Origin of the sequence: Streptomyces sp. CBMA123 (assembly GCF_014596465.1) — a bacterium.
GTDB lineage: Bacteria > Actinomycetota > Actinomycetes > Streptomycetales > Streptomycetaceae > Kitasatospora.
In genome coordinates, this window is the sequence record NZ_MECK01000639.1 from 1 (window position 1) to 21,963 (window position 21,963).

Sequence of the window (21,963 nt, forward strand, 5' to 3'; positions counted from 1 at the left end):
ACGCCACCCTGACCGCCCTGACCGCCCTGGCCGAACCCCCGGCCGTTGCCCGTCGCGCCCTTGCCGCCCTTGCGGCCGAAGGACCCCGGCCCGAAGCCCGCGCCCTTCACCGACGGCCCGGCCGTGATGATCGAGCCGTTGTGCGCGGTGCCCACGGTGTCCACCGCGTACGCGGCCGGCCCGCCGAGCGCCGCTGCCAGGCCCACCAGGCCCGCCACCGAGGCGATCCGCGCCCCGACCCGGCCGGAGAAGCTGCCGGCGAGCTGCCCGGCGACCAGCGCCACCGCGGCCGCCAGCCCGCCGGCCAGCACCGCCCAGCGCAGCCAGGGCAGGAAGTTCGAGCTGCGCCCGAGCAGGACGAACGCCCACCCGGCCGTCACCGCGAGCACGCCCGCCAGCACCAGCGCGTACGGCAGCCGGTGCCGCGCCCGCCACAGCCCGTCCACGCCCATGCCGACCAGCGCCGCGACGGCCGGGGCCAGCGCCACCGTGTAGTACTGGTGGAAGATCCCGGACATGAAGCTGAAGATCAGCGCGGTGGAGACCAGCCAGCCGCCCCACACCAGGAAGGCCGCGCGGGCGGTGTCCGGACGGGCGTAGCGGCGGGTCGCCCACAGGCCGACCACCAGCAGGATCAGCGCGGCCGGCAGCAGCCAGGCGATCTGCCCGCCGATGTCGCTGCCGAACATCCGGGTGATGCCGGTCTGGCCCCAGCCCCGGTTGTGCCCCGCGCCGGCCGGCAGGTCCAGCCCGGCCGGCATCCGGCCGCCGCCGCCCACGCTGCCGCGCTCGTTGCCGTCGACCCGGCCCAGGCCGTTGTAGCCGAAGGTCAGCGAGAGGAAGTCGTTGTCCTGCGAGCCGCCGACGTACGGGCGGGCCGAGGCGGGCAGCAGCTCCACGACCGCCACCCACCAGCCGCCGGCGACCAGCACGGCCGCGCCCGCCAGCAGGGTCTGCCGCAGCCGCCGCCAGAAGCCGGTGGGCGCCACGACCAGGTAGATCACCGCGAAGGCGGGCAGGATCAGGAACGCTGCCAGCGTCTTGGTGAGGAAGGCGAAGCCGAACATCGCGCCGGTGAACAGCAGCCACCTGGTGCTCGCGGTCTCGACCGCCCGCACCATCCCGTACGCGGACAGGGTGAGCAGCAGCACCAGCAGCGCGTCCGGGTTGTTGAAGCGGAACATCAGCGTCGCGACCGGGGTGAGCGCCAGCGCGGCGCCGGCCAGCAGGCCGCCGAGCGGGGAGAAGCGGCGGCGCACCGTCGCGTACAGCGCGCCCACGGTGGCGGCGCCCATCAGCGCCTGCGGGGCCAGGAGCGACCACGAGGAGAGGCCGAACAGCCGTACCGACAGCGCCATCGGCCACAGCGACGCCGGCGGCTTGTCGACGGTGATGAAGTTGCCGGCGTCGGAGGAGCCGAAGAAGAAGGCCTTCCAGCTCTGGCTGCCGGCCTGGACGGCGGCCGAGTAGAAGGCGTTGGCCCACCCGGAGGCCCCCAGGCCCCACAGGTAGAGCACGACGGTCGCGGCCAGCAGCGCCAGCAGGGCCGGGCGCACCCAGCGCGGGTCGTCCGCGCGCCCGCGCCAGGCACGGACCGGCAGGGTGCGCAGCCGTCCGGACCAGGAGGCCGGGCCCTTGGGGCCGACGGGCGGCAGGGCCTGCTCGGGGAAGAGCGGCGCCGGATCCGGCCGGTCCGCGTCCGGCCGCACCTCCGGTGGCGGGAAGTTCGCGGCCTCCGGCCACGGATCGCCGGCCGGAGGGGAGTAGCTGCTCGTGGTCATGCGCCATACCGTGCGTGGCGTGACTGAGAGAACCGTGAGATACGGCTGTGAGACGGGTGTGATCTGCCCGCTAACGCCCGTACGGCGACGGGTTCAGCAGGCTCTCACGGTTCCGGGTCTCAGGCGGCGGCCGGCATGGTGATGTGCTTGCCCAGCCACTCCAGGGCCGGGGGGATCTCCCGGGTCCAGGTGTGGAAGTTGTGGCCCGCGGTGTCCAGGGTGATGGTGGACATCTTGGTGGGGGCCTTGAAGGCGGCGAGCATCGCCTTGGTCTCGCCGTAGTTGTTCTCGTCGTACGCGGTGGTCAGCAGCAGCGAGACCGGGGCGGCCGGCTGGTTCTTCAGCCGCCACAGCAGGTCGTTCTCCTGCTTGAGCTTGTCGTTGCCGCCGAAGAGGTCGCCGGTGGTCGGGTCGAGGGCCGCGCTGTAGTAGCCGGAGAGGGCGATCGCCGCCGGGTAGGAGTCGGGCTTGCGCAGGGCGAACTTGAGCGCGCAGTAGCCGCCGGTGGAGTTGCCGATCACGGCCCGGTTCGCCGGGTCGGTGCCGATCCGGTAGGTGGTGGCGAGGGCCTTGGGCAGGTCGGTGGTGAAGAAGGTCTCGACCTGGGGGCCGTTCGGCACGTCGACGCACTCGGTGTCCCGGTTGTCGACCAGGGTGGGCCGGGTCATCACCAGGATGGTCGGCGGCAGCTTCTTCTGCTCGATGGCGTCGAGGGTGGACGCCGGGTACTGCATCAGCGAGATCAGCTTCTCCGGGGTGCCCGGGTAGCCGGTGAGCACCACGGCCACCGGGAAGCGCTGCTTGGCGTAGGCCGGCTGGAAGTACTGCGGCGGCAGGTAGACGTACGCCTCGGTGCTCAGACCGGTGCCGGCTCCTTTGACGTCGACCTTCTGGATCTGCCCGGACCGGTCCGGCTCCGAGCCCTGCGACGAGTAGAACCTCTGCTCACCGGTGACGGTCACGCCGGAGGCGTTGGGCTGGTGGTCGACCACCGTGCCGAGCCCGCCGCTGGTGCCGAGCAGGTCGGTCCAGGAGCTGTAGAAGCCGAAGTAGCTGTTGGCGATCAGGCCCATGGCGGCCAGCACCGACAGCTGGGTGGCCAGGAAGGCGCCGATCCGGCCCAGCCAGGACTTCCAGCCCTTGCCGCCGAACTTCGGCCAGAACCACATGGTGGCGGCGAAGACGACGATCGCGACGACCGAGGTGATGATCTGCAGGGGGAGTCCGGTGAGGCTGAGCACGAGCCCGATCGTAGTTGACCCCAACGGGCGGGCCGGGACGGCCCCTGGGGGTGATCGTTCCGAAAGCTGTTGACCGGGGTGGTTCGTACTCGGCACCATGTCGCGGGGCGTGCGCACAGTGTGTGCGCCGGGGGTTACTGGGGGTGGGGCCGTGAAGCCCATCGGAAAGGCCGCTCTGGCCATCGGTCCGGCGTTGCGGCTCGGTGCGGGCACCAGGTGCGAGGACACCTTCCCGTTCGAGACCGGCCGCACCTCGACGTCCTGGTCGATCACGCTGCAGCCGGTGGCCGACGGCAACGCCAAGACCAACGACGTGGACCCGAACTCCTTCCCGCAGCCGTAGCGTTCACCGCCGCCGCCCGTAACGGGCATACCAGGACGGGTTGTTGCCATTCGGTGGCACAACCCGTCCCGTGTAGTGGCGAGTTGTGCGGGAACTGTTGACCGTTTGAAGTGACCATGGCACTTTCGTGCGGGCGTGGGCCTCGGCGACCAGTCGGGCAGTCCGCGATCCCCCACAAGGAGAGCCATGTTCAAGAGACTTGTCGCGATGGCCGGCACCAGCGTCGTCGTCGCGAGCGGGCTGGTCCTCGCCGCCGCCCCCGCACACGCCGTCCAGGCGGCCGACCTGACGTCGACCATCGCCCTGGACGACTGCTCCGCCTCGCTGGTCCGGTTCCCCGCCTCGGTGGGCGGCGACCGGGCCATGATGCTCACCAACGGGCACTGCCTGCCGACCATGCCCCCCTACGGCCAGGTCATCCAGAACGTCAGCGCCAGCCGCAGCGGCACCCTGCTGGACGGCGCCGGCAACAGCCTCGGCACCGTCCAGGCCGACAAGGTGATCTACGCGACGATGACGGGCACCGACGTCGCCCTCTACGAACTCACCGACACCTACGCCTCGATCACCTCCAAGTACGGCGCCACCGCCCTGACGGTGAACGACACCCACCCGACCGACGGCGCCTCGATGTACATCCCGTCCTCGTACTGGAAGCAGGTCTGGAACTGCTCCGTCAACGGGTTCGTGCCCACCCTGCGCGAGGACCAGTGGACCTGGCACGACTCGCTGCGCTACAGCTCCGGCTGCAACACCACCCACGGCACCTCGGGTTCGCCGATCATCGACTCCGCGAGCGGGCGGATCGTCGGCATCAACAACACCGGTAACGACAACGGCGAGATGTGCACCCTCGACAACCCCTGCGAGGTCGCCGCCGACGGTTCCACCAAGGCCTTCAAGGGCCAGAGCTACGGCGAGGAGACCTACTGGTTCACCACCTGCCTGAACTCCGCCCGGGCCATCGACCTCTCCGTGCCCGGCTGCCTGCTCACCAAGCCGGCCGGCAGCGGGGTCACGGTCTCCAGCCCCGGTGACCAGTCCACGGCGGTCGGCGGCGCGGTGAACCTGCAGCTCAGCGCCTCCGGCGGCACCGCCCCGCTGTCCTACCGGGCGAGCGGCCTGCCCGCCGGACTGTCGATCGACTCCTCGACCGGCCTGATCTCCGGTACCGCCACCACGGCCGGCACTTCCAGCGTGACGGTCACCGTCACCGACGCCGCCGGCAAGTCGGCCACCACCAGCTTCGGTTGGACGGTCACCGGTGGTGGTGGCGGGTCCTGCACCCCGGCGCAGCTGCTCGGCAACGCGGGCTTCGAGACCGGTTCGGCGGCGCCGTGGACGGCCAGTTCCGGTGTGATCGACAACGGTTCCTCGCAGCCGGCGCACGGTGGCAGCTGGAAGGCGTACCTGGACGGCTACGGCAGCACCCACACCGACACGCTGTCCCAGACGGTGACCATCCCGGCGGGCTGCAAGGCGACGCTGAGCTTCTGGCTGCACATCGACACCGCGGAGTCGGGCTCGACGGCGTACGACAAGCTGGCCGTGTCGGTGAACGGCACCACGCTGAAGACCTACTCCAACGTGGACGCCGCCGCCGGCTACCAGCAGCGCACCTTCGACCTCTCGGCCTACGCGGGCCAGAGCGTCACCGTGAAGTTCACCGGCACCGAGGACTCCTCGCTGCAGACCAGCTTCGTGATCGACGACACCTCGATCCAGACCAGCTGATCCCAGGGTGACGGTCAGGGCCCGGCGGCTTCGGCCGCCGGGCCCTGGCGTTTGCTCACCGGGCGGTCCTCGACATCGCGCTCAAGGTCGCCAAGCACGTCGTGGCGAGCTACCCGTGCTCCAACCCGCTGCACCTGCCGGACAGCGTCCCCACGACGACGGCGAACTCCGCCGCCGGGTCCCTGGCCGGATCGGGGTCGTCCTATGCTCATCGGATGATCGACCCGATAGAACTGGTGATATTCGACTGCGACGGCGTCCTGGTGGACAGCGAGATCATCGCCGTGCGCGTGGTCGGGCGGCTGACGGCCGAACTCGGCTGGCCGCTCACCGAGGCCGAGGTGGTCGAGCGGTTCGTCGGGCGGTCGGAGGCGGCCAACCACGCGATGGTCGCCGAGCGGTTCGGGGAGGAGGCCGCGACGCTGTTCGACAAACGCTTCCGGGAGTTGCACGCCGAGGCCGTGGACGCCGGACTGACCCCGGTGGACGGCCTGCCGGAGGCGCTGGACGCGTTGGAGGCGCTCGGGCTGCCGACCTGCGTCGCCTCCAGCGGCACCCACCAGAAGATGCGCCACACCCTGGGCCGGACCGGGCTGTACGGCCGCTTCGAGGGCCGGATCTTCAGCGCCACCGAGGTCGGCCGCGGCAAGCCCGCGCCCGACCTGTTCCTGCACGCCGCCCGGACCATGGGCGTCGACCCGGCCGCCTGCGTGGTGGTCGAGGACAGCGGGCCCGGCGTCGCGGCCGCCCGCGCCGCCGGGATGCGGGCGCTCGGCTACGCGGGCGGCGTCACGGCGGCGGAGCGGCTGGCCGGCCCGGGCACGGTGGTGTTCGACGACATGCGCCGGCTGCCCGGGCTGATCGCCTCCTACCAGGGGTAGTTGCCGCCCTCCGGGTGGAAGAACTGCCCGGTCGCCCCGGTCAGGGCCTCGCCGAGCTGGCGGGCGATCCGGCGGCCGCCCTCCTCGGCGTCGGAGGGGCCGGAGTGGTGGTTGAGGTCGGTGGCGCAGTAGCCCGGCTCCAGCGAGCTGACCCTGATGCCCTCGGCGCGCAGGGTGCGGGCGTACACCAGGGTGACGGCGTTGAGCGCGGCCTTGGAGGTGTTGTAGCCGAGCAGCGCCGCGTGCTCCCCGGCCGGGGTGTCGGGGTCGGCGAGGACGGAGGAACTGCCCAGGCCGCTGGAGACGTTGCCGATCAGGCCGGCCGGGGACTTGCGCAGCAGCGGCAGCATCGCGTTGATGACGGTGACGACGCCGAACACATTGGTCTCGTAGGTCGCGCGCAGGTCGTCCAGGGGCAGTTGCTCCGGGGTGAGGCCGAGATCCCGGGTGATGCCCGCGTTGTTGACCAGGGTGTCGAGCCGGCCGTGCTCGGCGGCGATCCGTTCGGCCGCGGCGGCGACGGTCGCCGGGTCGGTGACGTCCAGGCGGACGCAGCGGGCGTCCAGGCCCCGCGCGGTGAGCCCGGCGGCGGCCTCGGCGCCGCGCTCGGGGTCGCGGGCGCCGATCAGTACGGTGTGCCCGGCGCGGGCGAGTTCGCCGGCGGTGGCGAGACCGATGCCCTTGTTGGCGCCGGTGATCAGGACGATGCGGTGGTCGTTGGCGTTCATGGGCACCAGCTTGGGCGGGCGGTGCCGGGGGCCGGGAGAGCCCCGTCGATGGTGGTATCGGCGGTCCCATGGTCGGTGCGCGGCGGGCGGGCCAGACTGGGGGCGTGGAACACGTGGACCGGGCGGAGCTGGCCGCCTTCCTGCGGCGCTGGCGCGCCCGCATCCAGCCCGCCGACGTCGGCCTGCCGGCTGGCGGCCGGCGCCGCACACCTGGCCTGCGCCGCCAGGAGGTCGCGCAGCTCGCCGGGATGTCGGTGGAGTACTACATCCGGCTCGAACAGGGCCGGGGCCCGCGCCCGTCCCGGCAGATGATCGGCGCGATCAGCCGGGCGCTGCGGCTGTCCGAGGACGAGACCGCCCATCTGCACCATCTGGTCGGCGAGCCGCCGCTGCCCCCGAGCACGCTGCCGCGCGATGTGCGGCCCGGCATCCTGCACCTGCTCGACCGGCTGGACGACACCCCGGCCATGGTGTGCAGCGCCGCCCGCGACATCCTCGCCTGGAACGCCATGGCGGCCGCGCTGCTCGGCGACTTCTCCGTCCTGCCGCCCGCGGAGCGCAACTTCGTCTGCCGCTTCTTCACCGATCCGGCGGCCCGCGCCCTCTACGAGCCCGCCGACCAGGGCGCGTTCGCTCGCCGCGCGGTCGCCGACCTGCGCTCGGCCGCCGCCCGCTACCCCGTCGACAGCGGGGTGCGCCGCCTGGTCGACCGGCTGCACGCGGGCAGCGCCGAGTTCCGTGAACTGTGGGCCCGGCAGGACGTGGAGGTGCGCCGCTCCACCCACAAGCGCATCCTCCACCCGGTGGTCGGCCCGCTCGACCTCGACTGCGAGGCGCTGCACGACCCGCACCGCGACCAGTGGACGATCTTCTACACCGCCGCCCCCGGCACGCCCTCGCACTCGGCGCTGCGGCTGCTCAAGGTGGTGGGGAGCCAGGACCTCGCGGTACGGGGGTGAGCGGGGTCGCTTCGGGCGCTATATTGAACACGTTCAAACATGGTCGCGGGTTGACATGGTCGCGGGTTCAGTCGCGGGTTGAGGGGACACATGGACGTCGTGGCGCGCGTGGTGATCACCTGGATGGCGACCTGGGCGGCACTCATCGTGCTGCTCCTGTCGCCGATGGTCCTTCCCGAGCGATGGCTGTACTACGTCTATTCGCCGGCCAGCGTGGGGCTGTGGATGCTGTCCATGCTCGTCGGTCCGTTCGTGACCTGCGCCCTCAACCGGCGGTGGATCCGCACCGGCGTGTGGCGAGGTGGACGCCGGGCCTGACCGGAGTTGCGGCCACTCGGATGCCCGGCCGCGCAGAGCGGTGACGGCCAGGCCGAGGAAGTCGCGTACGGGGCCCGGGCGGTCGCCGTCCTCCGGCACGGCCGGGCAGGCCACCTCGGTCTCCCGCCCGACCGGCACGGTGCGCGGCCCGGTGCCGTCGAACGGGCGCCACAGCAAGCCGACGGGCGCGCGGCCGTCGCGCAGCGGCGCGCCCCGGTCCCACCAGCGCAGCGGGGTGGCGGAGACGATCGAGCGGCACCGCGGCGAGAGCGGCCTGCACGTCGTGGACCATCGGGGGCAGGTCGTGCCCTGGTAATTCGCTTGCCGGGGCCGGTGGGTGCTGGCAGGGTCGGGCGCCATGTCGACCAAGATGCACGTGGACGAACTGGACATCGACGAGGCGTTGGTGCGGCGGATGGTCGCCGGGCAGTTCCCGCGCTGGGCGAACCTGCCGGTGGAGCCGGTGGATTCGGCCGGCACCAGCAATGCGATGTACCGGCTGGGCGCGGACCTGGTGGTACGGATCCCGCGCATCCCGGGGGCGGTCGAGGACATCGAGAAGGAGGAGGTCTGGCTGCGCCGGCTGGCCCCCGAACTCCCCTTCGCCGTACCGGTTCCGGTCGCACTGGGCGAGCCGGCGGACGGCTGCCCGTGGCCGTGGTCGGTGCTCCGGTGGCTGGAGGGGGACCCGCCGGTGGTCGGCGATGTCCGCCAACCCGAGCTGCTGGCGGCCGACTTGGCGTCCTTCGTGACGGCCATGCACCGGGTGGACCGGGTCGGCGCCCCGGACTCCTACCGCAGCGAGACGCTGGCGGCACGGGATGCGGCGGTCCGGCGGGCGATCGCGGCGGTGGCGGGTGCGGTGGACGCCCCGGCCGTCACCGCGCTCTGGGACAGGACACTTGAAGCAGACGAGCACCCCGGCCCGCCGGTCTGGATCCACGCCGACCTCCAGCCCGGCAACCTGCTGGTCGACGCCGCCGGACGGCTCAGCGCCGTCATCGACTTCGGCTGCATGGGCCTCGGCGACCCGGCCGTGGACCTGATCACCGCCTGGTACGTGCTCCCCGCCGCCGTCCGCGACACCTTCCGGACGGCCGTCGCCGCCGACGACGCCGAGTGGGAGCGGGGGCGGGGCTGGGCGCTGTCCGTCGCGCTGATGGAACTGGAGTACTACCGCGAGACCAACCCCCGGATGGCGTCCATCGCCCGGCACGTGGTCGGCGAACTGCTCGCCGACCACGCCGTGACCTCTTGACGAAGCAGGAGCCGTTAGCGCCCCGATCAACGCCGCCCCGCCGACGGGGCGACAGGACGGTCCGATGTCGTTCAGCACGTGTCGCACCACGTGCGCGGCGTCATCGGGATCACCCTTGATCGCCAGCCGGTCCCGCCGGGAGAGGTCGGGGCTCGCCACCGCAGGGGCCGTCCCGTGACGCCAGGCCCGCACCCCCGGACCCAGCCGGCCGTCGTGCTGCCCCTGCGCTGCCCACAGGAGGTGCCCGTCACCGGCTGCGGCTTCCTCGACGTCCTTGAGGTTCACGAGCTCTTCCATGCGCCCTACCTGTCAACCGGCTTGATCGTGCGCAGTGATCAGGTACTCACCCGGCCTCACCCGTGGTCGGCCGGAAGCCGCCACTCGAAGGGGAAGAGGTCCGCCGCCCAGGTGGGGGAGGCGGCGGCGGTCGCGGGGGTGCGCAGGAAGGTGCGGTGGCGGAGCAGCTCGCGGCGTTCGGCGGGGGTGAGGAGGCGTTCGTCCGGTCCGAGGTTCCCGTAGTCGTCCGGGTCGCGGTCGGGGTCGCCGTCGATGGGAGCGGCCTCGGCGAGGTTGAGCAGGTCGCCGGCGGGCGTGCGGTAGTCGAGGCGGAAGTCGGTGCGCCATTGGGAGTTGCTGCCCCAGCCCTGGGAGAGGTCACGGGTGGGACGGTGGGCGCGGCGGTGGGTCCAGTAGAGCGGCCAGTGGTCGGCGACCCCGCGCTCGGCGTGGGTGATGCCCGCCCGGATCCGCACTCCGGCGCGGCTGAACAGCAGCTCGCCGAGCATCAGGCCGGGCCGGCGGACGTCGAGGATCTCGATGGGGGAGTCCGGGTCCTCGGCCTGCTCGACCTCGGTGATCTCGTGCAGGAACGGGTCGAAGGAAGTCTGGTCGAAAGGGGTCTGGTCGAAGGCCGTCATGCCGAGCGCGGTGAACAGGCGGAGGTAGGAGTCGAGGTGTGGCCGCAGGAGGAGGTAGTCGCTCACCCGACTGAGGGCGTAGAGCTCCTGGAGGAGGTTCCAGCCGTCCTCCTTCTTGTCGGTCCACCAGTGGTTGTGCGGGGTGGCGGCGACGTGGAGGCGTACGCGGTAGTCGGCGGCGGAGGCCTGGGCGAGCCAGGGGTCGATGACGTCCTCGTAAGGGCCGTCGGTGTCGAGGAGCGCCTCGTACAGCGCGCGAGCGTTCACCTGGGCGATCCTGGCAGGTTTTGCCAATCGGTCAACCAACTATCGGACCGGCGCGGGTAGCGTCCCTGGTCATGGACGTGAGGGAATGCGCGACGGGGTTGCCCGAGGCCTGGCGCTCGGTGGTGCTGGCCCGGGTCGGGACGGCGGCGGTGAAGGTGCTGCGGATGGACGGCCGGGAGTCGGGGGCGGAGGTGCACGGGACGGCCGAGGTGCTGTTCGTCGCCGATGGTGTGCTCGAACTGGATGTGGACGGCGACGAGTTGACGGTCTGCGCTGGCGAGCTGTGCCACATACCCGCAGGCACCCGGCATGCGGTCCGGGCCGGGAGTCGGGGGACGTTGCTGATCGTGGAGGTACCCGAGGAGGGGTGACCGGTGGCGGCGCCTCGCCCGGGAGCGGGCGAGGCGCCGCGAGGCGACGATCAGAGGAGTCCGAAGTCGAACTCCCCGGCGGCGACGGAGTCGATGAAGGCCGAATGAGCTTCCCGGCTGAACGCCAGGACAGGGCCGTCAGAGTCCTTAGAGTCACGGATGAAGTTCTGCTTGCCTGAGGCGGCGACCTCAACGCAGTTGACGTCTCCGGCGCTATATGTGGACTTCTTGAAGGTCAGACGGGTCACTTGATCTTGTCTCTCTGTGCGGTGATGAACGCGAGCGAGGAGTCGACGGACATGGCTTCTGCTGTGATCTCCTGGAACTTCGCCCGGTAGATCTCCACGTCGGCTGGATCTTCGACCCACATGCTGCTCAGCATCCCTTCGACCAGGACGACATCGAGGTCGTGCCGCTGCGGGAATCCCATCAGCGCGAGGGCGCCGTTCATTCCCGCATGGATGGCCGCGCCGATCGGCATGACCTGAATGTTGATGTTGGGCAGGCGGCTGAGCGTCAGTAGCCTGTCCAACTGCGAGACCATGATTTCCGGGCGGTTGGCGTTAGAGCAGAGGGCCGCCTCATGGATGACGGCCCATACCTGCACGGGGTTCGGGCGAGTCAGGATGGATTGACGTGCCATTCGAACCTGGACCAGATCCTCCACCGATCCACCTGAGCTGATGCGCAGCCGATCGATCACGATGCGCGCGTAATCGGGCGTTTGGAAGAGACCTGGGATGAAGGCCGGCTCGTAGGTTCGATAGGTGATGGCGTCGGCTTCCAGGAGAATCAGGTCGGTTGTGGTGGAGTTGATGACATCGCGATAGCTCAGCCACCAGCCGCGCTTGCTCCCATCCTTCGTGATGGCGATGAGACCGGCCCGGTAGTCCTCGTCTTCACACTCGTAGTAGTCGAGGAGCTTGTTGACGTCCTCGACCTTGGCGGCGGTGTGAGCGGTCTCGATCCGCGTGAGCTTGGCCTGACTCATCCCGGTGGCCTCCGCGACTGTCTCTGCGGTGAGCTTCCGTTCCTCCCGTAGCTTCCGCAGCACACCACCAAGCCTGCGCCGACGAACGGTCGAGATTGCCATCGTGTCCCCTCCTGGGCTGTCAGTTGCCCAGTGTGCCTACGCGAAAGGCAGCGGCGCTACTGGTAACGGGCAGTCTCGGCCGCCGAATTGAGGTTCGATTTGCAAATTTGCGACTTTTGGCGAATGAGTTGCGCAAGGCGGCGCATGGGCCCCATGCTGAGCGTAGTGGGCCGTGTGCGCTGTGTATGCGGCGGCCTGTGATCTCGCCGTTGCCCGAGGCGTGCCTGCCGGTATGCGGCGATGAGTGATCCAATTCGCCCCCCACGGAGGTTCCTTCGTGTTCTCCCTCGACATCCCCCCTGACTGGTCCGCCGCGCGTGAGGAGTTGCGCGAGGCCACCTCGCGCGCCCGGTGGAAGCCGGACCTCGTCCCCGACGCCGAGGTCGCGCTCCTCGAACTCTTCGTCAACGCCTGGCGCCACGGCGGCTGTGCGGCGCCCCTCGTGGTCGTCCTCATCCTCGGGAGCGTCCTCCGGGTCTCCGTCAGTGACGACAGCCCCGTCTTCCCCACCCTGCGCGACGACTCCGACCCCTACGCCGTCTCCGGCCGGGGCCTGCACCTCGTCCGCTCGCTGACCCACCGCTTCGGCACGGACCCCCGTAAAACCGGGGGCAAGCGGGTCTGGTTCGAGCTGGACGCCGCCGCGTGACCGCCGACGACTGCGGTAGCAACCGCCCGATCGAGCCGGCCGACCCGCTCATGCGCACCTATACCGAGCTGGAGATCACCTACCTGCTCGCCGAACTCCACGAGAGCGGCCGCAAGTTCGGGCTCCTCTTCCCCTCCGCCGGCACCGACAGCGTCGTGGACGGCCGCGTCCTCGTCCGCTTCGGCAACGCGCCGGCGAGCACCGTGATCAACCTCCTCACGCTCCTCCGCGAGCACGACAAGAGCAGCGAGGACGACTCCCCGTGCGACTCCTGATCGGCCTCGCCCTCCTCGCCCTGCTGCTCCTCGCCATCGCCGTCGTCGCCCTCGGCGCGATCGCCGTCCTGCGGATGCCCCACCGCCCGGACGACGCGACCACGGCCCCCGCCCCCGCCCGCGACCGCCAACCGGTGGCCTGACGAACCACTCACCCATGCCGCCCGGCCGGACCCGCCGGGCGGCTACCCGCAGTTCTCCTCGCCCCAGGTGTCGAACCAGCGGAGCCAGATGGGCGTGCCCTTGCCTTCGGAGCGCCGCTTGCTGCCGGACTCGTGGTTCAACCAGTCCAGGTACCAGTCGGCGAAGCCGGCCGGTCGGCCCTCGTCGGTCAGCAACGGGTTGAGCCGGTCGCAGGTCGGTCGTCCGTCGAACCACATCTCCCCGTGCTGCGGACCGCTGACGACGAGCAGCGCCGAGAAGTTGTGCCCGTGGCCCTTGAGGAACACGGCGCCGGTGACCCGGTCGCGTTCCGCCGCCTCGGCGGCCTCGCTCCAGACGGCGAGCGCGGACTGGAACTCCTCGGGGTTCGCGTAGTCCGCTTCCCGCAGGGGGTTGTCCCAGAACTCGTCACTCGCGGCCAGCGCGGCATCGTGGTCGGGAAACGGAGTGCCCAGGCGGGTGAGGTCGGTGTCCTGGTCGCCCACCCAGTGCCAGCCGTCCGGCCCCCGCCGCAGCTCTCGTGGGAAGTGCCCGCCAGCGCTGACCCGCAGCAGGAAGCCCCGATAGTCGGCCGGGAAGATGATGCCGAACTGCTGCTCCGCCTCACTGACTTGGTCCTCGGTCAGGGGCGCTGCCGGCGCATTCGCCGCCGACCCGTCGCCGTGCCCGGCCCGCTCCTCGGACAGCGCGAGCAAGCGCTGCCTCACCTGGTCCCAGTCCGTGGTCCGCATGGTCGGCCACGATAGCCACCGGCGTTCCCCTCCTATAGTGAGGGCCATGACCGACCCGCACCCCACCTCGGCCTTTCACGCGCCCAACACCGACCCGGCGATCACCGACCGGCTGGTCACCGCACTGGACGTCCAGGCCGCCAACCCGGGTGTGCGGCGGTTGCGCGAGTGGGCGCACGCGCGTCTGGCCGCGCGCCCCGGTGAGCGGGCGCTGGACGTCGGGTCCGGCACCGGTTCGGAGACCCAGGTGCTCGCGGCGGCGGTCGGCCCGGACGGCGCCGCGACCGGCCTCGAACCCCACCCCGGCCTGCGTGCCGTCGCCGGGCAGCGGGCCGCCGGGGCGGGCAGCGCGGCCCGCTTCGTCGGCGGTGACGCGCTCGCCCTGCCGCTGCCCGATGCCGAGCTGGACGTGGTCTGGTGCGAGCGGGTCCTCCAGCACCTGAACGACCCGGCGGGGGCCGTCGCCGAGATGGCCAGGGTCCTGCGCCCGGGCGGCCGGGTCGCCCTGCTCGACACCGACTGGGCCACCTTCGTGCTCCACCCGGTCGCCCCGGAGCTGCGTCCGGCGCTGGCCACGGTCACCCAGGCCACCGCCGCCACCCCGGACGCCGGGCGCCGCCTGACGGGCTGGCTGACCGCGGCCGGCCTGAGCGTCGACCACGTCGGCGCCGATGTCCTCCTGCACGACCCCGGCACCGTCAGCTGGCCGATCGTCCGCGGCCTCGCCACGGGGGCCGTCGCCCGCAACCTGATCACCGAGGACCAGCGCGACGGCCTGTACGCCGACCTCACAGCCGCCGCCGAACAGGGCGCGTTCCATCTCTCGGTGACGATGTACGCCGCCATCGCCCACCGGCCGCGCTGAGTTCGCCCGCGCAGTAACCGCACCGGAAGTCGGCCGGTCCGACTTCTGGTGCACGGCGATCGGCCCAGCTCACCCGCCCAGTCCGTCAGCCCAGTCCGTCAGCCGGGCGAAGTCGTCCGCCGTCAGGCCGACCTTCGGGTCGACGTGGTGGAGGAGCGCCGGCCCGTCGTGGTGGGCCCGGGCCCAGGCGCGGTCCGCGTCCGTGATGTTGTCGTCGACCCACGCGAAGGGGCGGCCCCGCGCCCAGGCGACGACCTCCGGCGTCTTCCAGAACACCCCGCCCTCCGGCTCGGGCCGGGGATCGGACCAGGCGATGAAGGGGAGTTCGGGAAGCCCCAGGAGGGGCCCGATGAAGGAGTTGGCCTCCTCCTCCCAGGTCGTCGCCCACACCAGGTCGAAGGGCAGCGCGGTCAGCGCCGGCCCGTGCCCCGGGTTGAGCCACACCCGCAGCGGCTTCGGCGCCTTGTGCGGCAACCCCCACGCGGCGAGCCGCCGCCGCTCGGCAGCCACCCAGCCCGGCGTCATCAACCGGTGGGTCTCGTAGCCCGCGGGCCGCCGGTGCGGCTTCGCCGCATCCGGGTTCAACGGACCGTCCACGTCCACCAGCAGCACCGGCCGTACCATCCCGCACCCCCCTCGATCGTCCCCACGCTACCGGCCGGGATGAGCGGCGGCCCATCGCATTTTCCTCAGCGGACCTTGTCGGCGACGTGCCCGCGCGGCGGGGTGAAGCCGTGGCCATTCCCTTCTTTCGCGACGGCATGCGGGGTTCGGTGACGCTGATGCTCGAACGCGTCGATGATCCCGCTGGAGTCGGCACGCACCCCTCGACCGCCGGCTTCCCGTCGGGTCCGCCGTCCGGGCGTACGGGCCCGCTACTTTCCAACGACACCGTCAGCGAGTTCGCGGGCGATGTCCAAATGACCTGCGTGGCGGGCGTACTCCTGCAGCACGTGGGAGAGGATCCAGCCGAGCGACGGCCGTTGCTCGTGGGCGTCGCCGGTGAACCGGCCCCCGGCGGAGCTGTCGGCCTTGAGTGCTGCCCCGGTGACGATGGCGCGAGTTCGTTCGCCTCCGGCGTATAGCGCTGCGAGTAGCTCGGTGACGGTCTCCTCCGGGCCGACGTGCCACCGCCCGGACGCGTCCTTGTCCCCGTGTGGTTCCGGAACGGGCTCGCCCAGGAATCCCCACCGCAGCCACCGCCGTTCCATGTACACGAGATGCTTGATCAGCTCCAGCGGACTCCAGCCCGACGGCAGACGGCTGGTGCGCAGATCGCTCTCCGTCATGCCGGTGATCTTGGCGGCGACCGTCGAGCGGAGGAAGTCGAGGTAGCCGAGCAGCAGTTCCTGAGGATCGGACAGCTGCGGACTCGGCTCGGGTACGACGGATCTCATGGGGACGGATTCTGTCAGCTGAGGACGACGGCCCATGGCGCCGGGCCGGTTGGTGGGTCTACGTTGGCGCGGTGAGTGCTTCGTTCGGTGCCGTCCGAATACGGCGCGTGTTCTTCACCGTCGGCTGGGCAGTGCTCGTGCTGGTGGTCGTGGTGCCGCCGTTGGTGGTCGGGCCGGCGTTCGCGCGCTCGGGGCTGCTGGTCGTGCCCGGGCTGGTGGCCGTGATCGGCCCCGCGATCCTGCTGGATGCCGCGACGGCGCGGCGGAAGGGCTGGCGCGTGGCCGGGGGGTTGGTCCGGGCCCGCACCTGGTCGGGTGTGCGGGAGGTGGACTTGACGGAACTCGCCACCGTGCGCGGCTGGGAGCTGCTTTCGAAACGCGGCGCGGTGATGTTCGTGTCGGTGGTGGACCGCTCCGACAGGTGGGTGATCCTGACCGTCGACGAGGAGCGCCGACGGTTGATCGCCGACGCGGTGCGCAGGCACGGCGCGGGCTATGTCTCGCCTTGGGCCATGGGGTTGCTGGGCCTCAAGCCGACCCGGTGGTACGCCGCGGGCGGGCGCCTGCTCGGTTTCCTCTGCGTGATGATCGCGCCGCTGCCCGTCGCGATGTTCCTGGCCGCGGCGCTCGCCCAGCGCTGAATCCGGGCCGGAGTTCCGGGAGTGCCGCCCGTACTGGCTGTCGAGGGGAGCGGCGGTTCTCGTCGGGTGGTTCAGGCCAGGGCGGCGGTGACGGCGGCTTCGGCGTGGAGGTGGGCGGTGGGGAAGAGGGGGACGGGGCTGTCCTCGGGGCGGATGAGCAGTTCGATTTCGGTGCAGCCGAGGATGATGCCTTCGGCGCCCGCGGTGACGAGGTCGGCGATGATCCGGCGGTAGGCGGCGCGGGAGTCCTCGCGGACGGTGCCGAGGCAGAGTTCGTCGTAGATCACCCGGTGGACGAGGGCGCGGGAGTCGGCCTCGGGGGTGAGGACGGTCAGGCCGTGGGAGGTCAGGCGGCCGCGGTAGAAGTCCTGTTCCATGGTGAACGCCGTTCCCAGGAGGCCGACTTGGCGCAGGCCGGCGGCCTGGACGGCTTGGGCGGTGGCGTCGGCGAGGTGGAGCAGGGGGATGGTCACTGCCGCCGCGACCTGGTCGGCGACCTTGTGCATGGTGTTGGTGCAGATCAGCAGGAGTTCGGCGCCGGCCGCCTCCAGGGCGCGGGCCGCGTCGGCGAGGACGGTGCCGGCCTCCTCCCAGCGTCCGGTTGTCTGCAGGTGCTCGATGTCGGCGAAGTCGACGGAGTAGAGGACGAGTTGGGCGGAGTGCAGGCCGCCGAGGCGGTCGCGGGTGAGCTGGTTGAGGGTGCGGTAGTACTCGGCGGTGGATTCCCAGCTCATGCCGCCGATCAGGCCGAGGGTTTTCATGGGGCCAGTTATAAGGCAGATGGAGAACAAAAAGCAATCGTATAAGAATTACTTTGAGGTGCTCTTCCGGGGCACCCGGTGCTGCCACTCCCTGGTGAACACCACCGACCCGGCCTCCAGTGCCCGCAGCTGCACCGTGCTGAGGAAGTGTCCGGCGTCGCAGCGCAGTTGGGTGCGGGTCTGGACGGTCACGTCCCAGCCGAGGTCCAGGCGTTCCAGTCGGACGGTGCGGTCGGTGCGGGCCTGGGCGCTGAGCGGGGCGTCGGTGAGGATGCGGTAGGCGGTGACGGTGTGCTCGTCGCGGACCAGGCCGTCGGGGTGGGTGCGGGTGCCGTCGGTGGCGGGGGAGAGTTCGCTGCGCCATTCGTGGCGGCCGATGTCGTGGATGGTGACGTGTTCGGGCCGGGCGGTGAGCGGTTCGGTGAGGTGGATGTCGAGCGGGTCGGGCAGGGCCGGGGTCGCGAAGGTGACGGGGGCGGCGCCGACGTCCGCGGCCAGATGGCGGACGGGCAGGCTGAGGGTGGAGCGGGACGGGTCGAGGGCGTAGCCGGTGTCGTCGGCGGTGGGCCACACCCAGGGCCAGTAGGTGGAGGACAGGGCGAGTCGCAGCCGGTGTCCGGCGGGGACGGTGGTCGCGCAGGCGGCGAGTTCCACCTCGGCGTCCGGGTCGGTGGCGGCCAGGACGCCCCGGGTGAGCAGCGTGGAGGTGCCGTCCGGGCCGACGGCGCACAGCCGCGCGACCACCTGGGCGGGGGCGGCGTCGGGCCGCAGCCGCAACCGCGCCGTCGGCGCGCCGAGCAGTTCGATGGGCTCGGGCAGCGGCTGGGAGTCGAAGCAGACCGAGCGCCCGTCCTCCTCGCGCTGGTCCGGCGGCTGGTCGGCGGGGCGGCCGTGCGGGACGTACGCGCCGGCGTTGAGGCCGGTGTGCTGGGGGGAGCGGACGTGGACGTACCGGTCGTGGGAGGCGGTGCCGGCGGTGCTCAGCTGGCCGTCCAGGTCGTAGTGGATCTCCCGGACGTCGGGGGAGGGCCAGGCCTCGTCGCCGGTCCAGCGGGTGCTGATCCAGCTGCGCAGGGCCGGTTCCTTGAGGGCGCCGGTGTCGACGCCGCGCAGCCAGTGGTCCCACCAGCGCAGGGTTTCGGGCAGGGCGGTTTCGGGCAGCCCGTGCGGCCAGGGGCCGAGCAGGGCGCGTGCGGTGGGGGATTCGGCGAGCAGTCGCAGCACGAAGGAGCAGGACGGGTCGCCCCAGCCGGCCACGGCGAACACCGGGACGGACACCGGCACGGTGGTGTCCCCGGCGGCGAGCCAGGTGTCGACGGGGGGTTCCAGGGATTCGAGCCGGGCCAGCCAGGCGGGCCGCCAGGCGTCGCCGAGGTGGCGTGGGTCGGGCGGGAGGGCGGCGTCGGCGACCAGGGCGGTGAGCCGGGTGTGGAGGTCGGCGGCGAGGACGGCGCCGCCGAGGCGGTGGCCGCCTTCGGGGCAGGCGGTGACGGCCGCGCCGACGGTCTCCGGCAGCCGGGCGGCGAGCCGCAGCGCGGTGGTGCCGGCGGCGCCGACGCCGAGCAGGCCGACCCGGCCGTTGCTCCAGGGGCGGCGGGCGAGCCAGTCGACGGCGGCGGTGCCGTCGGCGAGTTCCTGTTCGCCGCCGGGTTCGCCGGGCAGTCCGCCGGAGTTGCCGTGGCCCCGGGTGTCGACCCGGACGGCGGCGTAGCCGTGGCCCGCGTACCAGGGGTGGCGACGGGCGTCCTCGGCGGCGGTGCGGTCGGAGAGGCGGTCGGCCGAGTACTCCAGCAGGACGGGGACGGGCTCGTCGCTGACCGGGCGCCACAGGCGGGCGGCGAGCTCGGTGCCGTCGGGCAGCGGGATGCGGAAGTCCTCGCGGGTGGTGTGGAACGGGTACGACGGCATGGCCGCTCCCATCGGGTCCCGGGCCGGTGAGTGCCGGTCGGCCCGCGGCGCGGACGGGGACCGCGCCGCGGGCGTCGGCATTTCGACCCTAGGGGAGGAACCGCCCGTTTTCCTGGCGAGGGCCCGCGGTACCCCCGGTCCCGGACGGAGACCGTCCCGTAATTGCGCATGACTTGCACCTGCTCGCCCGAGGGGGGAAAGATGGCCCAGCTCCGCCCGGACCACCCGAAAGGACCACACGATGCCCAGCGCCGCCCCAGGTGCCCCGGCAGGTGCCCCAGCCGTCAGATGGCGCGACCGGCTCACCCGTGAGGAGTGGATCCGGCTGGCCGGGATGGGCGGCTTCATCCTCGCGCTGCACGTCATCGGCTGGTTCACGCTGCTCGCGCTGGTCGCGCCCGAGCACTACGACGTCGGCGGCCAGGTCTTCGGCGCGGGCATGGGTCTGACCGCCTACACCCTCGGGATGCGGCACGCCTTCGACGCGGACCACATCGCGGCGATCGACAACACCACCCGCAAGCTGATGGGCCAGGGCAAGCGGCCGCTGTCGGTCGGCTTCTGGTTCTCGCTCGGGCACTCCTCGGTCGTCTTCGGCCTCTGCGCGCTGCTGGCCTTCGGCATCCGCACGCTCGCCGACCAGGTCCAGGCGGACGACTCGACCCTGCACAAGATGACCGGCCTGATCGGTACGACCGTCTCCGGTTCGTTCCTGCTGCTGCTCGGCCTGATCAACCTGGGCGCCTTCAACGGCATCCTCAAGGTGTTCCGCCGGATGCGTCACGGTGAGTACGACGAGGCCGAGCTGGAGCGCCAGTTGGAGCGGCGCGGGCTGATGAACCGGATCCTCGGCAAGGTCACCCGGGCGGTCACCAAGCCCTGGCACATGTACCCGGTCGGCCTGCTGTTCGGCCTGGGCTTCGACACCGCCACCGAGGTGTCCCTGCTGGTGCTGGCGGGCGGCGCGGCGGCCTTCTCGCTGCCCTGGTATGCGCTGCTGACGCTGCCGATCCTGTTCGCCGCGGGGATGAGCCTGCTGGACACCATCGACGGCTCGTTCATGAACTTCGCGTACGAGTGGGCGTTCTCCAAGCCGGTCCGCAAGATCTACTACAACCTGACCGTCACCGGTCTGTCGGTGCTGGTGGCGCTGGTCATCGGCCTGGTCGAGCTGGTCGGCCTGCTCGGCGAGAAACTGGACATCACCAGTGGGCCGATCGCCTGGGTCGGCGGCCTGGACCTCAACTTCGTCGGTTACGCGATCGTCGGGCTGTTCGTGCTGACCTGGGTCGGGGCGATCGCGTTCTGGAAGTTCGGCCGGGTCGAGGAGAAGTGGTCGGCGGGGCTGGCGGCCGGTTCCGCGGCCGAGTCCGAGTAGTCGCGGGGAAGACCGAGGGGCCGGTGACCGGGGTCTGGTCACCGACCCCTCGGGGCTTTCCGGGGCGTCGCCGCGTTGCGATGCCACGACAGCGTTGCGATGCCACGGCAGCGTTGCGGCGCTTTGCCGCGTTGTGCAGCGCCATCGCGTCGGCCCGCTGTCGCGTCGGCCCGCTGTGCCGCTTCCCGGCGCCCTACCGCAGCGCGGCGAGCACCGCGTCCGCCATCACCTTCTCGCCGGTCGCGTTGGGGTGGAACGGCACGGCGGGCGAGCCGGGCAGGGCGCCCTCGATCCAGCGGTCGTCCGAGCAGACGTCGTGCCCGCGGGTGGGTGTCGCGGTGTCCACGTAGGTGGCGCCGTTGGCGGCCGCGGTGGACTTGAGGGCGGCGTTCAGCTTGTCGAGCACGCCGTGCATGTACTCGACGTCGCCCGGGGTCACCGGCTGGCGCAGGACGCAGGTCGAGCCGTCGGCGGGCAGCACGGACGGGTAACCGACCAGCAGCACCTTGGCCTTGGGCGCCTTGGTGTGGATCTGCCGCAGGGTGGTGGCGATCTGCGGGGCGATGGTGGTGTTGATCCGCTCGGCCAGGTCGTCGTTGCCGTACTGCCAGGACCAGCTGCTCCAGTCCCAGTAGCCGTGGTGGTAGACGTCCTTGCAGGGGGTGCCGAGCGGGTTGACGGCGGCGCCCGCGATGCAGGTGGCGACCAGTTCGCCGAGGCCGAGGTCGCTGGTCGCGAGGTCGTTGCCGCCGATCCCGAGGGTGACCAGGTCGGTGTCGGCGCTCACCGAGTCCAGCTGGGGGTCGTTGACCCGGATGAAGGCGTCGTACTGCGGCTGCGTCATGGCCTTGACCTTGGCGGCGGCGCAGGTGACGTCGGTGTAGCCGCCGGCCCCGAGCGAGGCGGCGACCAGGTGGCCGTAGTTGTGGTCGGAGCGCAGGCACAGGCCGGCCGACTGGCCGGGCACCCCGGCGCCGGCGGCGTAGGAGTCGCCGAGGGCCACGTAGTGCTTCGGGGCGGGGGTGGCCGCCTGGGCGGTGGTGGAGGTGAGCGCGAGGGCGGCGCCGACGGCGACGGCGGCGAGGGCGCTGGAATTGCGGAGTCGCCGGGAATTCCGGGCAGGGCGGAGCACGGTTCCTCCTGGGGGAGAGAAACGACGGGTGGGGGTTGTGCTGAGCCGGGCCACAGCTACTCGCAGGTAAGTTACTGCCAGGTTTCGTCGCCGTCCATGGTTACGGCGGGATTTCCGGAAATCCCGTCAGATGGCACTGGGTGACATTTCGAATTCCGCTCCACTGCGTTTCG

The 21,963-nt window shown here is 71.6% G+C and carries 24 protein-coding genes and 2 pseudogenes; 14 read left to right on the plus strand and 12 right to left on the minus strand.

What is annotated here, in order from left to right; all coding sequences use genetic code 11:
- Nucleotides 1–1,781 (minus strand): glycosyltransferase family 39 protein (locus BG452_RS44530; protein WP_188310112.1); only part of this gene is annotated, 1,781 nt, incomplete at its 3' end.
- A 119-nt stretch (nucleotides 1,782–1,900) separates the two neighbouring features.
- Nucleotides 1,901–3,022 (minus strand): alpha/beta hydrolase, encoded by a 1,122-nt coding sequence (locus BG452_RS44535; protein ID WP_317621531.1) that lies wholly within the window; start codon nucleotides 3,020–3,022, stop codon nucleotides 1,901–1,903.
- A 151-nt stretch (nucleotides 3,023–3,173) separates the two neighbouring features.
- Between BG452_RS44535 and BG452_RS44540 the strand changes: the two genes are divergently transcribed.
- From BG452_RS44540 to BG452_RS44550, 4 genes and pseudogenes are all read left to right on the plus strand, one after another.
- Nucleotides 3,174–3,365 carry a hypothetical protein gene (locus BG452_RS44540; protein ID WP_188310114.1) on the plus strand — a complete coding sequence of 64 codons (192 nt, stop codon included), beginning with the start codon at nucleotides 3,174–3,176 and terminating at the stop codon, nucleotides 3,363–3,365.
- Nucleotides 3,366–3,572: 207 nt separating this feature from the next.
- Nucleotides 3,573–4,169, plus strand: a pseudogene (locus BG452_RS46805) (trypsin-like peptidase domain-containing protein); the annotation flags it as partial.
- 201 nt (nucleotides 4,170–4,370) lie between these two features.
- Nucleotides 4,371–5,099: pseudogene (locus tag BG452_RS46810) on the plus strand (putative Ig domain-containing protein); the annotation flags it as partial.
- Between the two features lie 215 nt (nucleotides 5,100–5,314).
- Nucleotides 5,315–5,980: an HAD family hydrolase gene (locus tag BG452_RS44550; protein ID WP_188310115.1), complete on the plus strand. Its 666-nt coding sequence runs from the start codon at nucleotides 5,315–5,317 to the stop codon at nucleotides 5,978–5,980.
- Here the strand turns inward: BG452_RS44550 and BG452_RS44555 are convergent.
- Nucleotides 5,968–6,708, minus strand: a complete 741-nt coding sequence (locus tag BG452_RS44555) for an SDR family NAD(P)-dependent oxidoreductase (protein ID WP_188310116.1) — start codon at nucleotides 6,706–6,708, stop codon at nucleotides 5,968–5,970. The two genes, BG452_RS44550 and BG452_RS44555, sit on opposite strands and share 13 nt — an antisense overlap.
- Before the next feature lie 104 nt (nucleotides 6,709–6,812).
- Between BG452_RS44555 and BG452_RS44560 the strand changes: the two genes are divergently transcribed.
- The 3 genes from BG452_RS44560 to BG452_RS44570 all read left to right on the plus strand — a co-directional run bounded on the left by BG452_RS44560 (nucleotide 6,813) and on the right by BG452_RS44570 (nucleotide 9,243).
- Nucleotides 6,813–7,667, plus strand: coding sequence for a helix-turn-helix transcriptional regulator (locus BG452_RS44560; RefSeq protein WP_317621532.1), 855 nt, complete (start codon nucleotides 6,813–6,815; stop codon nucleotides 7,665–7,667).
- 90 nt (nucleotides 7,668–7,757) lie between these two features.
- Complete coding sequence (locus BG452_RS44565) at nucleotides 7,758–7,985, plus strand: hypothetical protein (RefSeq protein ID WP_188310118.1); 228 nt, start codon at nucleotides 7,758–7,760, stop codon at nucleotides 7,983–7,985.
- A gap of 358 nt (nucleotides 7,986–8,343) precedes the next feature.
- Nucleotides 8,344–9,243 (plus strand): aminoglycoside phosphotransferase family protein, encoded by a 900-nt coding sequence (locus BG452_RS44570; RefSeq protein WP_223243668.1) that lies wholly within the window; start codon nucleotides 8,344–8,346, stop codon nucleotides 9,241–9,243.
- A gap of 353 nt (nucleotides 9,244–9,596) precedes the next feature.
- Here the strand turns inward: BG452_RS44570 and BG452_RS44575 are convergent, their stop codons facing one another.
- Nucleotides 9,597–10,427 (minus strand): hypothetical protein, encoded by an 831-nt coding sequence (locus tag BG452_RS44575; protein WP_188310119.1) that lies wholly within the window; start codon nucleotides 10,425–10,427, stop codon nucleotides 9,597–9,599.
- A gap of 71 nt (nucleotides 10,428–10,498) precedes the next feature.
- Between BG452_RS44575 and BG452_RS44580 the strand changes: the two genes are divergently transcribed.
- Entirely contained in the window at nucleotides 10,499–10,798 is a 300-nt protein-coding gene (locus tag BG452_RS44580; RefSeq protein WP_188310120.1) for a cupin domain-containing protein, read from the plus strand.
- 50 nt (nucleotides 10,799–10,848) lie between these two features.
- On the opposite strand, the gene BG452_RS44585 is transcribed toward BG452_RS44580, so the two are convergent.
- Nucleotides 10,849–11,046, minus strand: coding sequence for a DUF397 domain-containing protein (locus BG452_RS44585; protein ID WP_317621533.1), 198 nt, complete (start codon nucleotides 11,044–11,046; stop codon nucleotides 10,849–10,851).
- Nucleotides 11,043–11,891: a helix-turn-helix transcriptional regulator gene (locus BG452_RS44590; protein ID WP_188310121.1), complete on the minus strand. Its 849-nt coding sequence runs from the start codon at nucleotides 11,889–11,891 to the stop codon at nucleotides 11,043–11,045. Before BG452_RS44590 ends, BG452_RS44585 begins: the two co-directional genes overlap by 4 nt.
- 277 nt (nucleotides 11,892–12,168) lie before the next feature.
- Here BG452_RS44590 and BG452_RS44595 point away from each other — a divergent pair, with 277 nt between their 5' ends.
- From BG452_RS44595 to BG452_RS44605, 3 genes are read left to right on the plus strand one after another with little or no spacing between them, the layout of a single operon-like run.
- Nucleotides 12,169–12,540, plus strand: coding sequence for an ATP-binding protein (locus tag BG452_RS44595; protein ID WP_188310122.1), 372 nt, complete (start codon nucleotides 12,169–12,171; stop codon nucleotides 12,538–12,540).
- Nucleotides 12,537–12,815: a hypothetical protein gene (locus BG452_RS44600; protein ID WP_188310123.1), complete on the plus strand. Its 279-nt coding sequence runs from the start codon at nucleotides 12,537–12,539 to the stop codon at nucleotides 12,813–12,815. The genes BG452_RS44595 and BG452_RS44600 overlap by 4 nt, the downstream gene beginning before the upstream one ends.
- Complete coding sequence (locus tag BG452_RS44605; RefSeq protein WP_188310124.1) at nucleotides 12,803–12,958, plus strand: hypothetical protein; 156 nt, start codon at nucleotides 12,803–12,805, stop codon at nucleotides 12,956–12,958. The genes BG452_RS44600 and BG452_RS44605 overlap by 13 nt, the downstream gene beginning before the upstream one ends.
- Before the next feature lie 42 nt (nucleotides 12,959–13,000).
- On the opposite strand, the gene BG452_RS44610 is transcribed toward BG452_RS44605, so the two are convergent.
- Nucleotides 13,001–13,708, minus strand: coding sequence for an SMI1/KNR4 family protein (locus BG452_RS44610; protein ID WP_188310125.1), 708 nt, complete (start codon nucleotides 13,706–13,708; stop codon nucleotides 13,001–13,003).
- Between the two features lie 46 nt (nucleotides 13,709–13,754).
- On the opposite strand from BG452_RS44610, the gene BG452_RS44615 reads away from it, so the two are divergent.
- A complete protein-coding gene (locus BG452_RS44615) occupies nucleotides 13,755–14,573 on the plus strand; it encodes a methyltransferase domain-containing protein (protein WP_188310126.1) in 819 nt (272 codons plus the stop codon).
- Nucleotides 14,574–14,642: 69 nt separating this feature from the next.
- Here BG452_RS44615 and BG452_RS44620 read toward each other — a convergent pair whose 3' ends face one another.
- Nucleotides 14,643–15,197 (minus strand): hypothetical protein, encoded by a 555-nt coding sequence (locus BG452_RS44620; RefSeq protein ID WP_188310127.1) that lies wholly within the window; start codon nucleotides 15,195–15,197, stop codon nucleotides 14,643–14,645.
- A gap of 251 nt (nucleotides 15,198–15,448) precedes the next feature.
- Nucleotides 15,449–15,970, minus strand: a complete 522-nt coding sequence (locus tag BG452_RS44625; protein ID WP_188310128.1) for a DinB family protein — start codon at nucleotides 15,968–15,970, stop codon at nucleotides 15,449–15,451.
- 107 nt (nucleotides 15,971–16,077) lie between these two features.
- Between BG452_RS44625 and BG452_RS44630 the strand changes: the two genes are divergently transcribed.
- Entirely contained in the window at nucleotides 16,078–16,611 is a 534-nt protein-coding gene (locus BG452_RS44630; protein ID WP_188310129.1) for a hypothetical protein, read from the plus strand.
- Between the two features lie 71 nt (nucleotides 16,612–16,682).
- On the opposite strand, the gene BG452_RS44635 is transcribed toward BG452_RS44630, so the two are convergent.
- Nucleotides 16,683–17,372, minus strand: a complete 690-nt coding sequence (locus BG452_RS44635; RefSeq protein ID WP_188310130.1) for an aspartate/glutamate racemase family protein — start codon at nucleotides 17,370–17,372, stop codon at nucleotides 16,683–16,685.
- A 48-nt stretch (nucleotides 17,373–17,420) separates the two neighbouring features.
- Nucleotides 17,421–19,280, minus strand: a complete 1,860-nt coding sequence (locus BG452_RS44640; protein WP_188310131.1) for a CocE/NonD family hydrolase — start codon at nucleotides 19,278–19,280, stop codon at nucleotides 17,421–17,423.
- A 241-nt stretch (nucleotides 19,281–19,521) separates the two neighbouring features.
- Between BG452_RS44640 and BG452_RS44645 the strand changes: the two genes are divergently transcribed.
- Nucleotides 19,522–20,658, plus strand: a complete 1,137-nt coding sequence (locus BG452_RS44645) for a HoxN/HupN/NixA family nickel/cobalt transporter (protein WP_188310132.1) — start codon at nucleotides 19,522–19,524, stop codon at nucleotides 20,656–20,658.
- Between the two features lie 193 nt (nucleotides 20,659–20,851).
- On the opposite strand, the gene BG452_RS44650 is transcribed toward BG452_RS44645, so the two are convergent.
- On the minus strand, nucleotides 20,852–21,790 hold the full coding sequence (locus BG452_RS44650; RefSeq protein WP_188310133.1) for an SGNH/GDSL hydrolase family protein: 939 nt from the start codon (nucleotides 21,788–21,790) through the stop codon (nucleotides 20,852–20,854).
- Nucleotides 21,791–21,963 lie beyond the last annotated feature (173 nt).